Raw genomic sequence first — 12,164 nt, forward strand, 5'->3', positions numbered from 1 at the left:
CGCAGCTACCGTCCGGATCCAAACAATTTTCCAGTCATGAACTCGGAAGAAATGGATCTGTCATGGACACGGTGCGATCGCACACAAATCTCGGGCTCTTCCTCATCGATAAGGAATCGGGCGCACCGATCGCCCGGCATCCGGTTTATGCCGAGGTGGTGGTCACCCGCTGCGGCGGCGGGTCGCACACGCTCGAAAGCGCGGAAACCGATTCGATGTCGGACTCCGAGTCGGAGTCCGACATCGAATGGGCCGCGCCGCTCGGCGTGCTGTGGACCGACCACGTCGGGTACGTGTCGTTCGACCTGACCCGGTTGCCCGCGCCGGTCAGCCGGCGGCTGGACAACACGGTCAACGTGCGCCGCTACGGCCCGGCGGCGGCCGTCGACGGGGACGGCGAGCACGACGACGAGCAGACGATGACCATCCGCGCCCTCGCCTACGGCGCCGCCGAATGGGTGGACGTGCTCGACCAGAGCCGGTTCACCGCGGGCGCGGTGGTCGGCCGAATCGTCCTGCCGCCCACCGGCATCGCCCCGCCGCACTACGAGGGCGGCATGGCGACCATGCAGAATCCGAACCTCACCGACTGGGAGCTGTCCCCGTCCTCGTTCGCCACCAACCCCAATCAGCTGGTCGGCGAGAACGGCTGCGAGAACCTCTATCCGGCAACCCTGTCGCTGCACGAATTCACCACCCGCCAGGTCGTGCGGCTCAGCGACGACCCGCCCGGCATCACCATCCCGGCGCCCTATCGCGCGGCCTACATCGACGAGTACAAGGTCACCTGGAGCGCGCTGGGCCATTCGCTCGGCGAGATCCTCTACAGCCTCCCGCTCGCGCCCGGCGAATCGGTGAAACTCGCCATCCTCGACTGGTCCTGGGACAGCCTCACCCGGCGCGACGAGCACACCAAGCTCACCGAGGACGTCCTGCACCAGACCCACCGGGACCGCACGATCAGCGAGACCGTGCAGGCGGGCCTGCGCGAGATGCAGCACGGCTCCAACTTCATGGGCGGCGTCGCGCATTCCGGCGGCGGCAGCGGCAGCGCGAACGTCGGGGTGGTCGGTCTCGGCGCGGCGGTCGGCGATGCGTGGAGCATGGGCGGCAGCACCGCGACCAGCGAGGGCAGCCGCGATCTGACCGCGGAGAACGTGCAGCGGCTCAGCGACAGCTTCAGCCAGGCGAGTTCGTCACAGCGCGAGATCAATTCGACGGTCGTGGTGCAGGCCAGGCAGGAGGAGCACGAGTCGATCCAGACCCGCACCTTCTCCAACTACAACCACGCGCACACGCTGACCATCCTGTATTACGAAGTGCTGCGGCACTATCGGCTCGCGGTGCAGTGGGTGCGCCGCCGTCCGGCGGTGCTCGTCCAGCATCCGGCGCCGATCGCGAATTTCGATATGGCCGAATTGCTGCGCCGGCGGGCCGTGCTGGAACCGGTGCTGCTCGACCCGGCCCTCGCGCCCGGCTTCGCGGCGCTGGCCAAGCAGGATCAGGTGGCCAAGAACCAGAGTCTGCACGGCGTCGACCCCGGCAGCCTGGACAAGCCGATTCGCCAGTTCTGGGAGGGTGATCTGGAATTCGGCCTGTTCGAGTTCTACGTCAAGCCCTCCGACGGCGGCGGCGACACCACCGACCAGCAGGTGATGCTGAACCTGATCCTGCTGGACGGCCAGAACGTGGTCAACCGCCCGCTGCTGCTCGAATGGGAGAAGGGCGACCTGACCCGCAACGTCAATACCGCTGAGCGGCTGAACGATACGGCGACGGCCAGCTTCATCTCCAAGCCGGATCAGCCGGTCCCGTGGCGCAACCTGGTCGGCTTCGAGTTCGTGCTGCACGAGGACAACAACTGGCGGGCGGATCGCCTGGCGATCAACGCCTTCCATCCCGGCGGGGCCATCGCGCTGCTGGACAACGTGGACGTGGATCTGTTCTTCCGGCAGAACGGGTCCTCCAACACCGTCACCTTCATCCGGCGTCCCGGACCCCGGCCCGCCGATCTGCCGCCGAACTGGTCGCCGGCCAAATCGCTGACGCCGGAGGAATATCAGAACGCCCAGCGCCTCATCGACCACGTGAACACCAACAATGCCTACTACAACCGCGCGGTCATGCTCGCCACCCGCACCGCGGACATCAGCGTCGCGTTCGAGACGATGCCGTGGGCCGACGGCAAAACCCTCGCCGACGTCGCCGTGCCGACGCCGCTCGAGGTGTTCGGCAATCACGTCGCCTACCCGTTGACGGCCGCCGGGACCGTCGTCATGGATCCGCCACCGCAGGCCCAGACGGAGCGGCTGATCACGATGCCGACCCGCGGCGTCTTCGCCGAAGGCAAACTGGGCCACTGCAATGTCGCGGAGGAGATCGACAACACCCGCTTCTGGAAGTGGGAGGAGCACCCGATCCCCATCCAGGCACCGGAGATCGCGCCGGTCGTGCCGACCACGCCGACGCCGGTCCCGACCAACCCGACGCCGACCCCGTTCCCGCAGTCGCTGGTCAACGTCGTATCGCCCAGCCCCGCACCGGATCCGGTGGGCTTGGCCGCGGCTCTGCAACTGCTCGGCACGCCGGGGATCTTCCGGGACATGTCCGGCCGCGCGGAGGTCGCCGATCTGCTGAAGAAGCTGTCCGACAACACGATTTCGATCGCCGAGGCCGCGAACCGGGCACGCGAGATCCAAGCCAAGTACGGCAGCCCGGGCGCGGGCGCCGGCGGCGGCGGGTCGGCGGAACCACCGGCCACCGGGCTCGGGTCGGGCCGGACCTCGCCGAGCGACCGATCCTCCACCACCACCCAGGATCTGCAAGACCTGCAACATGTCCTCGGCAACGCGCAGGCGAAGAACCTGATCACCGCCGAGGCCGCGAAGGAGGCGTACGCCAGGGCCCTGCAGGGCGCCTACGACCCCAACTACGTGAACGCCTCGACCGGGAAACCGCCTGTCGCCGTGCCGATTACCGCGGCCACCGACGCACAGCTCGGCCAGGCGGCGGCCGTCGAGTTCTTCAACGCGACCGACATCGACAACTACTTCCTCGATGTCACCGGGAAGACCTTCGCCGGCTGGTTCACCTCGACGCTGGCCGGGCGCGGCAGCTGGGGCCCGCTGTCGATGTCGGTGGACGCCGACACGCTCAACCGCTTCACCGAGACCTGGAACGCCTTCCCGCCCCTCGTCGGTACCGATCGCGGGGTCGGCGTGCCCGGGATCTCGCTGCCCGAGTTCGCCACGCTGATGGCCAAGTTCCTGCACGAGACGGGTGGCAAGCTGCAATTCCGCGGCGCGGAAACCGTTGGCGGATACGGTCATCCGGGTCTGTCCTACGCGTTCGACTCGTTCCTGATCCAGCGCCCCGGCGAGGCGGCCTTCACCAAGTCGTCCTACAACACCGGCAACGGCAATCACACCGCGTTCGCCTGCTTCCACGACCCGATCTATCTGGCCGCGTTCGGCACGCTCGCACCGACCGCGCAGGCGGTGCGCGACCGCACCGAGTGGAAGGGCACGACCTGGCCGGCCGGGGTGCCGACCTCGATCGACAGCTCGACCGCGTTCCTGCAGGAAGCGGACTTCTACAAGTTCCGCGGCCGCGGCGCCATCCAGTCCACCGGCCGGGTCGCCTACCTGCCGATCGTGAACTTCGTCCGCGGCTACGCGGGCGACGACGCCCGGATCACCGCGGTCAAGGACCGGTGGACGAATCTGGCGACCACCCTTGCCGCCCAGGGCGTCACCCTGACCAGCGACGACGACTTCGCCACCGCGTCGAGCAACGCCGACTGGGACGCGCTGTTCGCCACCATCACCATCCAGGCGGTGGCCATCCGCGGCCACAACAACCTGGCCGGCAAGCACTACCTGCCGATGTCGAGCAGCGCTCCGGTGCTGCGCGGCACCGGTCGCGGGTCGGCCTACTTCGTCGCGATCGCGATCGCGGGGAACAACCCGTCCTACGGCAACGATGTCCGCCAGCGCATGCTCGATTTCATCGGCACGCTGTGGCGCACCCCGATGCCGGCCGCCGGTTCGATCGAGATCTGATCAGGCGGGTACGCCCGCGCCCGCATGTTGCGGGCGCGGGCGTACGCGATCGTGGGTACGTTGGCGTTGTGCCCGCGGACGACGAAACGACGCCTCCCGCCGCGACCCCGGTCGCCGCCGGTGAGACGGTGGTCACCGCGGAGATGACGACCGGCCCGCCGCCGTGGCTGCTGCGGGCGTTCCTGCTCGCCGCGGCGACGGTGGCCGGGCTGTTCGCGGGCTTCTGGGTGCTGACCCGGTTACAGGGGTTGCTCACCATCCTGCTGGTCTCGCTGTTCCTGGCGTTCGCCATCGAGCCGGCGGTGAACGCGCTCGCCCGCCGCGGGATGAAGCGCGGACTCGCCACGGGCGTAGTCTTTCTCGTGCTGACCGCGGTCGTGGTCGGGTTCTTCTGGACGCTCGGGGCGTTGCTGATCGATCAGGTCACCACCCTGGTGAACAACGCGCCGGACTACGCCGACCAGGGCATCGACTGGATCAACCGCACCTTCGACGCGAACCTGTCCGGTACCGATATCGAGAAGTACACCAGCGGCTGGAGCAAGTACCTCGAGGGCGCGGCGGGCAACGCCTGGGACATCGGCACGCGGACGGTCGGCGTGGTCTTCCAGTCCCTCGGCGTGCTGCTGTTCACCTACTACTTCGCCGCCGACGGGCCGCGCTTCCGCAACGCCGTGTGCTCGCTGCTGCCGCCGCGCAGGCAGCGACATGTGTTGCGCGCCTGGGATATCGCGGTGGAGAAGACCGGCGGCTACATCTATTCGCGCGGATTGCTCGCGCTGGCCTCGACGGTGGCGCACTATGTCGCGTTGCGCGTGCTCGATGTGCCGTCGGCCTTCGCGCTCGCGCTGTGGGTCGGCGTTGTCTCCCAGTTCATCCCGACCGTCGGCACCTACCTGGCGGGTGCGCTGCCGATCATCGTCGCGCTGGTGCACAGCCCGTCGGACGCGCTGTGGGTGCTCGGCTTCATCGTGGTGTACCAGCAGTTCGAAAACTATGTGCTGCAACCGCGCATCACCGCGACCACCCTGGACATGCACCCGGCCGTCGCGTTCGGCGCGGTCTTGGCGGGCGCGGCCCTGCTCGGCGCGACCGGTGCGCTGCTGGCGATTCCGGTCACCGCGACCGTGCAGGCGTTCGCCGGAGCCTACATTCGGCGCTACGAGGTGCAGACCGACGTCGACCACGACGCGCCGTTGCCGCCCGCGCCGCCGAAGCCGCATCGAAAGTGGGCTCGGCAGTTGACCATTCGGTTCACCGGAGCCGACCGGCCGAAGTAGCCGCGCTCCGCCGGATCTGCTCGAGCAGCTCCTGCGCGATCTTCCCCATTTGCGCGCGACTGTGCTCCGCTGTGTCGTGCTCGACCTGGATGGTGAGCCGGTCGCCGACGGTGAACACGGTGAGCTTCGGCGGCATGCCCGGACCCATCGCGAAGACGTCGTCGCGGATGTGCTGGACGCCCGCGGGGGTCGAATGTGCGGGCAAGCGGCCGATATTGGACATCGCGAGGGTGGGCGGCGCGGCGAACGCGGCGACCGTCGCCGGGTCCGTCGCGCGCTGGGCGGCCAGCGGGAACCGGCCCGCGTCGTGGCGTTCGGCGGCGGCCCGCATGCCCGCCGCCACCAGCAGGCCGAGGTCGATCGGGCTGTGGTCCGGCTCGACCTCGGCGGCGGTGCCGACGCCGGACGCGACGTTCAGCATCGTGCGCGCGGGCAGCGGCGGCACCAGCTCACCGCGCACGTCCACGGCGTGCCCGCAGATCATCGGCAGCGCACCGGTATCCGGCTCGAGCTGCGAGCGGAACGCGACCAGCGCGGCGCCGGCGAGCAGGCTGTTGACCGAGATGCCGTGCGCCCGAGCGGAATCGACCAGCGCGGCGGTCTCGACCGTGTCCAATTCGATGCGCCGCACCGCGAATCGCCCGCGCGGATCGTCGGCCACACCGTCGTAGGGCAGCCGACGCGGCGCCGCCGCCGGATCGATCATCGTCACGCCCGCGGCCACGAGTTCCAGGAACTCGGCCACCTCGGCATCGGAAAAGACCTCCGCGAGCCGGGTATCCATCGCCTCGGGCAAGGACTGATCCGAATCGTCCACCGGCAGCGGGCCTCCCGCGACATGCGCGGTGTAGCGCTGCCACAGCTCGGCCAGCAGCGCGAAAGCCGAACGGCCGTCGGAGATTCCGTGATGGATCACCAGCACGAGCTGCTGACGTGTCCCGGCCCGGAACAACTGTGCGCGGAACAACCCGCCGGTCCAGTCCCGCGGGCCGTTCACCAGCCGCAGGTAGTCGACCTCGTCACCGTCGGCGACGTCCAGGCGCGGGCGATAGTCGTCGTCGCGACGCAGGTGCAGCGTGCCGTCGGCCGCGGTCACCACCGTGCTGCGCAACAAGGGGTGGGCGGCGGCCAGCTCGCCGAGTACGCGATGCAGGATCTCGGGCTCGAGCGCACCGTGCACGGTCGAGCCGATGAACAGCGGCATGCCGCCGGTGGGGACGCTGCCGAGCTTGGTGTCCGTGCCGAAGAACGTGGTCTCGAAGGGGGAAATGGGTCGCTGTGCGGTCATGGTCCCGACCATACGCACGTTTCAAACACTTGTCACAGACGATCGTTTGAAACATTCGTCACAAACACACGTATGCCGGGCTGCTATCGTGCGGAGGTGGGAACCCGAGACGATCTACTCGCCGCGGCCAAGCAATGCCTGGCCGAACGCGGCTACGCGCGCACCACCGTGCGCGACATCGTGGCCGCCTCCGGCACCAACCTCGCGGCGATCAACTACCACTTCGGCACCCGGGACAAGCTGCTCACCCAGGCGATGATGGAGACGACCGCGAGCGCGGTGCAGCAGATCCTCGACTCGCCGCCCGCCGGCGATCCCGCCGACCCGGCCATCCGGCTGCACGCCTTCCTGCAACGCCTGATCGACTCGTTCACCGCGGACCGGCCGCTGTGGTCGGCCAACGCCGAGAGCTTCGCCCAGGCGCTGCACTCCCCCGAGCTGCGCACCGAGTTCGGCATCGCGCAAGCCCAAGCGCGGGAAGGTCTTTCGCACTTCTTCGACGACGACTCGGCCGACCCGGCCGTCGGCGCCGTGTTGCAGACCATGATCGGCGGACTGCTCATCCAATGGCTGGTCGATCCGGACAACGCGCCGACGGCCGAGACCCTGACCGCCGGCCTGCGCACGCTGGGCGAGGTCGCGCGCCCGGCCTGACCGGCACCGGGCGACCGTCCGGCGAACTCACCGGCCCGTGCTAACGTTCCCGCCCGTGCCGATCACCCATGCTGGAACGATGGCGATTCTGCTGGGGCTGGCGTCGATGTGCGCCACGCTGGTCGGCGGGCTCGTCGCGGTGCGCATCGGCGACCGCAAACACCTGGTGCTCGGCCTGGCCGCGGGCGTGATGCTCGGCGTCGTCTTCTTCGATCTGCTGCCGGAGGCGCTGGAGCAATCCAGCCAGCACGTGCTCGGCGTGCCCGCCGCGCTGATCGCCGCGGTCGGCGGATTCCTGACCATCCACGTGATCGAGCGCGCGGTCGCCATCCACACCGGGCACGAGCAGGAATTCGGCACGCACACACACGGTTTCGAATCCGTCGGGCTACTCGCCGCGGCGGGCTTGATCTTCCACAGCCTCCTGGACGGCTTCGGTATCGGACTCGGCTACCAGGCCGGCGCCACCGTCGGCGCCGCGGTCGCCATCGCGGTCATCTCGCACGACTTCGCCGACGGCTTCAACACTTTCACCATCTCGACGCTCTACGGCAACGCGCGCAAACGCGCGCTGACCCTGCTCGCGCTCGACGCCGTCGCCCCCGTCATCGGCGCGATACTCGGCTCGCTGATCCACGTGCCACACGGCGTCGTCGGCCTCTACCTCGGCTACTTCGCCGGCTTCCTGCTCTATCTGGCGACCGCCGACATCCTCCCCGAGGCACACGCCGTGCACCCGTCCCGCCTCACCCTCGCCTGTACCGTGGCGGGCGCGGGCCTCATGCTCGGCGTGGCCGCGCTCAACCACTGACCGGTCAGAACACCGGCCGCGGCATCAACACCACCCGCCAGCCGTCCGGATCAGGAAAGGTCAAGCCGCCGTTGGCAGTCCAGTAGGGGTTCTCCGCCTCGACCGGTTCGGCGCCGAACTCCGTGAGCCGCCGCGCCGCCGCGGACATCTGCGCGGCCGCCGAGAAGTACAGCACCAGCAGGTTTTCCGCGCTCGGCGCGGCACCGGGGCTGCCGTCCACATGCGTCGTGAACTCCAGGTGGTAGCCGGTCCCCGGCAGCCCGACCATCACCCCGTCGTAGCCGTCGTGGTTCGTGAACCGGAAGAGCTCGCGCAACCCGAGCCCCTCGACATAGAACCGCACCACCTCATCGAGCCGATCCGTCGGCCGGGCGATCCGCACCTGCGCCACCGGCCATGCGCCACTGTCTGCTTCCACATTCCGACGATACGACCGACCGATTAGCAACCAGGGTTGACTATCTCGAATTTAGTCAACTAAAGTTGCTTGTATGCTCACCCCCGAAATCCCCGACTCCGGCGGTCCCGCGGACCGGCTCGCGGCCGTGGTCGCGTTGCGTCGCTTGGCCGATCAGCTGGAGGACAGCGCCGTCGAGGAGGCGATGCGGACGGGCTGGAGCTGGCCGCAGGTCGCCGAGGCGCTCGGCGTCACCCGGCAAGCGGTGCACAAGAAACACGCCAAGCGGCTCATCGCCGCCGGCGTCAGCCTGAGGAGGCGCTGACCATGACCCCATTCGACGAATACCTGCACACGGTCATCACCGAGGGCAGCAGCGAGGCGCAGCGCGACGGGTCGCCGACCGTCGAGGCGCAACACCTGCTGCTGGCGATCGCCGCACAGATCGGCACCGCGCCGCAGCGGGTACTGGCCTCGGTCGGCCTCGACCATCAGGCGATTCGCGACGCACTGCACCGCGAGTTCGAGCACAGCCTGAGCGCGGCCGGGGTGTCGCTCGGCGAGCTGAACATGCCGCGCACACAGGGCTTCCGCAACGGCTCCCCGAATGTCGGGGCATCGATGAAGCTCGCGCTGGAGCGCGGCTTCGATTCCGTTCCCCGCAAACGAGATCTACGCCCCGCGCATGTGCTCCTCGGCATTCTGCGCGCCGACGTCGGAACCGTGCCGCGCGCGCTCGCCCTGGCCGGGGTGGATCGAACCGATCTCCGGACCCGGGTTCAGCACGCGCTCGAGGAAGCGTGATGACGGATCACCCTGAGGTGCAACACGTGCTGGACGAGGCGGTACGCGAGCGCGGTCTGCCCGGCATCGTCAGCGAGATCCGCGACGAGCACGGTCGCTGGTTCGGCTCCGCGGGCGTGTCCGACACCGCGGCCGGCCGCGCCCGTGCTGCGCAGGAACAGTTCCGAATCGGCAGCGCCACAAAAGCATTCACGGCGACCGTAGTGCTGCAACTGGTCGCCGAGGGTGAGCTGAGCCTCGACGACTCGGTGGACAAGTGGCTGCCCGGACTGATCACCAGCGACGGCGGCACCGCGATCACCGTCCGCCAACTGCTCAACCACACCAGCGGACTGTTCACCCACACCGACGACGACCAGGTACGCGCCGGAACCGGCTGGCGCCCCGAACAACTCGTGCGGCTCGCGATGACCCACCCACCGTACTTCGCGCCCGGCGCGGGCTTCCGGTACTCCAACACCAACTATGTGATCGCCGGAATGCTGATCGAACGGGTGACCGAAAACCCACTCGCCCAGGAGATCTCGGAACGAATCAGCAAGCCGCTCGGCCTGACCGCGACCTATCCGGCAGGCATCGAAACGGTGATTGCCGGTCCGCACCCGCGGCACTACACGACCATGTTCAACCCGGCCCCCGACGCGGAGATCTACGACATCACCGACTCCGACCAAACCTGGTCGGGCGCTTCCGGAGACATGGTCTCGACCACCGGCGATCTACAGGTGTTCCTGCACGCCCTGCTGACCGGACGACTACTCCCACCCGATCAGCAGCGCGAGATGTGGACCACCGTCTCGACCGACGGCGCGGAATGGGTCGAGCACACCCGCTACGGCTTAGGCGTCTTCGAGCAGGAAATACCATGCGGCCCAACGGTTTACGGACTGGCCGGAGCCACCATGGGCTCCTGGACCTGGGCCATGGGCACCCGAGACGGCACACGCATCGTGGTGACCCACACCAACGGCGACTGGAACGACCCGATGGACGTCTTCCGCGCAGCGATAAAGGCCGCCCTCCCGTAAAGGAAGACGGCCTTCATCTTTCAGCTATTGAACTCAGGAACGCCCGGCCCGAGCGGCAGGCGCCTGCTCACGGGTCGCGCGGGTGCGCGGCGCACCGCCACGCGCGGAGCGAGTCGCGGTACGACCCGCCGCATCGAAGCTGTGCGCGGCGGAACCGTTGGCGCCACGGCCATTACGACTGCGCGGCTGACCACCGGCAACGTCACCGGCGCCACGTCCGCCACGACGCGGCTGACCACCGGTCGCACCGCGCGACGCGTCATCCGTGCCCCGCGCACTGCGGGTACGCGGCTGGCCACCGGCAGCGGCACCGTCACGCGGTCCACGCTCGCCACGGCTGCGCGCCTGACCGGCGGGCGCGCTGTACCGGCGATCGCCGCCGCCGCGCCGATTCCGGTTGCCCTGGCCGTCGGAGTTCGACGCCACGGGCAGCGCGCTCGGCGCGACCCGCGGTGCGATGGTGCCGACCAACGCCGTCACCGGCGCCGAATCGGCGGTCACCCGCTGGGACGCGACATTGATGTTCGCCTTGCGCAGCAGGGCCGCGACATCGCGCCGCTGCTCGGGCAGCACGACGGTGACGACATCACCGGCGCTGCCCGCACGCGCGGTCCGACCGGAACGATGCAGGTACGCCTTGTGCTCGGCCGGCGGGTCGACGTGCACGACCAGCTCGACGTCGTCGACGTGCACACCGCGCGCCGCGATATCGGTCGCCACGAGCACCCGGGCCGTGCCGTTGCTGAACGCGGCCAGGTTGCGGTCGCGAGCGACCTGGGACAGGTTGCCGTGCAGGTCCGTTGCGGGAATGCCCGCGGTGGTCAGCTGCTTGGCCAGCTTGCGCGCCTGGTGCTTGGTGCGCATGAACAGGATGCGGCGGCCGGATCCGGCGGCCAGGGTCTCCACCAGCACCCGCTTGGCCTCGACGCCGCCGACCTCGAAGACGTGGTGGGTCATCGCGGCCACCGGCGAGTCCGCGGTGTCCACGGAGTGCGTCGCCGCGTTGCGCATGAACTGCTTGACCAGCTTGTTGACGCCGTTGTCCAGCGTCGCCGAGAACAGCAGCCGCTGGCCGCCGCCCGGGGTGGCCGCGAGGATGCGGGTCACCGCGGGCAGGAAGCCGAGGTCGGCCATGTGGTCGGCCTCGTCCAGCACGGTGATCTGCACGTCTTGCAGCGAAACCACGCGCTGACGCATCAGGTCCTCGAGCCGGCCGGGGCAGGCGACGACGATGTCGACGCCGGCGGCGAAGGCCTTGGCCTGCCGGTGCTGGGAGACGCCACCCATGATGGTGGTCACCTTCAGCCCGGCGGCGGTGGCCATCGGCTCCAGCGCGGTGGCGATCTGGGTGGCCAGCTCACGAGTCGGCGCGAGGATCAGGCCGCGTGGCCTGCGGCCGGGGCGCTGATCGCCGCCGGCCAGGCGGTCGACCATGGGGATGGAGAAGGCGAGCGTCTTGCCGCTACCCGTCTTGCCGCGGGCGAGCACGTCGCGACCGGCGAGGGTGTCGGGCAGCGTGGCCGCCTGGATGGGGAACGGAGCCGTGATGCCGCTCGCGGTGAGGGCGCCGACCAGCTTCGCGCCGACGCCGAGGGCGGCGAACGACGTGGTGGGGGCAGGGCTCGAAACGGGGGTGGTCATATTTGGTGGGTGTGCCTTCCAGGCATCGGGGTGTACCCCAGCGCTGCGCAGGATTGCAGGTCCGTGCGTTCGGTGTTATGACACCCAGCTGAGGCGCCGACGCGAAAGGTAAGACATCCACGACGGATCGAGAGGGAGCGTGAAGATCAACGCTTGCCTTTGGTAACTCTACCGCAACCTCGCGTATTCCTCGCCTTCGG

Annotated in this window: 10 protein-coding genes; 7 read left to right on the plus strand and 3 right to left on the minus strand. The window is 69.0% G+C overall.

Annotation, left to right across the window (positions count from 1 at the left end; genetic code table 11):
- Positions 1-62: 62 nt before the first annotated feature.
- Both F3087_RS01175 and F3087_RS01180 read left to right on the plus strand, forming a co-directional pair.
- The gene (locus F3087_RS01175; RefSeq protein WP_150399881.1) at positions 63-4,061 is read left to right on the plus strand and encodes a hypothetical protein; all 3,999 of its coding nucleotides are present in this window, start codon (positions 63-65) and stop codon (positions 4,059-4,061) included.
- A gap of 68 nt (positions 4,062-4,129) precedes the next feature.
- A complete protein-coding gene (locus F3087_RS01180; RefSeq protein ID WP_150399882.1) occupies positions 4,130-5,341 on the plus strand; it encodes an AI-2E family transporter in 1,212 nt (403 codons plus the stop codon).
- Here the strand turns inward: F3087_RS01180 and F3087_RS01185 are convergent.
- Positions 5,316-6,629 carry a phthiocerol/phthiodiolone dimycocerosyl transferase family protein gene (locus F3087_RS01185; protein WP_191093726.1) on the minus strand — a complete coding sequence of 438 codons (1,314 nt, stop codon included), beginning with the start codon at positions 6,627-6,629 and terminating at the stop codon, positions 5,316-5,318. The genes F3087_RS01180 and F3087_RS01185 overlap by 26 nt on opposite strands.
- Before the next feature lie 96 nt (positions 6,630-6,725).
- Here F3087_RS01185 and F3087_RS01190 point away from each other — a divergent pair, with 96 nt between their 5' ends.
- Entirely contained in the window at positions 6,726-7,283 is a 558-nt protein-coding gene (locus tag F3087_RS01190) for a TetR/AcrR family transcriptional regulator (protein ID WP_150399884.1), read from the plus strand.
- A 79-nt stretch (positions 7,284-7,362) separates the two neighbouring features.
- The gene (locus F3087_RS01195) at positions 7,363-8,094 is read left to right on the plus strand and encodes a ZIP family metal transporter (protein ID WP_150399885.1); all 732 of its coding nucleotides are present in this window, start codon (positions 7,363-7,365) and stop codon (positions 8,092-8,094) included.
- Between the two features lie 4 nt (positions 8,095-8,098).
- Here the strand turns inward: F3087_RS01195 and F3087_RS01200 are convergent, their stop codons facing one another.
- A complete protein-coding gene (locus tag F3087_RS01200) occupies positions 8,099-8,512 on the minus strand; it encodes a VOC family protein (protein WP_223884761.1) in 414 nt (137 codons plus the stop codon).
- Between the two features lie 73 nt (positions 8,513-8,585).
- Here F3087_RS01200 and F3087_RS01205 point away from each other — a divergent pair, with 73 nt between their 5' ends.
- Genes F3087_RS01205 through F3087_RS01215 form a run of 3 tightly spaced genes read left to right on the plus strand, consistent with a single transcriptional unit; the run spans position 8,586 to position 10,323 of the window.
- A complete protein-coding gene (locus F3087_RS01205) occupies positions 8,586-8,816 on the plus strand; it encodes a hypothetical protein (protein ID WP_150399886.1) in 231 nt (76 codons plus the stop codon).
- Between the two features lie 2 nt (positions 8,817-8,818).
- Positions 8,819-9,295 carry a Clp protease N-terminal domain-containing protein gene (locus F3087_RS01210; protein WP_150399887.1) on the plus strand — a complete coding sequence of 159 codons (477 nt, stop codon included), beginning with the start codon at positions 8,819-8,821 and terminating at the stop codon, positions 9,293-9,295.
- Positions 9,295-10,323 (plus strand): serine hydrolase domain-containing protein, encoded by a 1,029-nt coding sequence (locus F3087_RS01215; protein ID WP_150399888.1) that lies wholly within the window; start codon positions 9,295-9,297, stop codon positions 10,321-10,323. The genes F3087_RS01210 and F3087_RS01215 overlap by 1 nt, the downstream gene beginning before the upstream one ends.
- Positions 10,324-10,356: 33 nt before the next feature.
- On the opposite strand, the gene F3087_RS01220 is transcribed toward F3087_RS01215, so the two are convergent.
- Positions 10,357-11,964, minus strand: coding sequence for a DEAD/DEAH box helicase (locus tag F3087_RS01220; RefSeq protein ID WP_150399889.1), 1,608 nt, complete (start codon positions 11,962-11,964; stop codon positions 10,357-10,359).
- Between the last annotated feature and the right edge of the window lie 200 nt (positions 11,965-12,164).

Source organism: Nocardia colli (assembly GCF_008704205.1).
GTDB lineage: Bacteria > Actinomycetota > Actinomycetes > Mycobacteriales > Mycobacteriaceae > Nocardia > Nocardia colli.

Bases quoted from the DNA above. Each gene is read 5' to 3' on its own strand.
- F3087_RS01215 (WP_150399888.1), top strand. From the start codon at position 9,295: ATGACGGATCACCCTGAGGTGCAACACGTGCTGGACGAGGCGGTACGC.
- F3087_RS01195 (WP_150399885.1), top strand. From the start codon at position 7,363: ATGGCGATTCTGCTGGGGCTGGCGTCGATGTGCGCCACGCTGGTCGGC.
- F3087_RS01205 (WP_150399886.1), top strand. From the start codon at position 8,586: ATGCTCACCCCCGAAATCCCCGACTCCGGCGGTCCCGCGGACCGGCTC.
- F3087_RS01220 (WP_150399889.1), bottom strand. From the start codon at position 11,964: ATGACCACCCCCGTTTCGAGCCCTGCCCCCACCACGTCGTTCGCCGCC.
- F3087_RS01185 (WP_191093726.1), bottom strand. From the start codon at position 6,629: ATGACCGCACAGCGACCCATTTCCCCCTTCGAGACCACGTTCTTCGGC.
- F3087_RS01210 (WP_150399887.1), top strand. From the start codon at position 8,819: ATGACCCCATTCGACGAATACCTGCACACGGTCATCACCGAGGGCAGC.
- F3087_RS01175 (WP_150399881.1), top strand. From the start codon at position 63: ATGGACACGGTGCGATCGCACACAAATCTCGGGCTCTTCCTCATCGAT.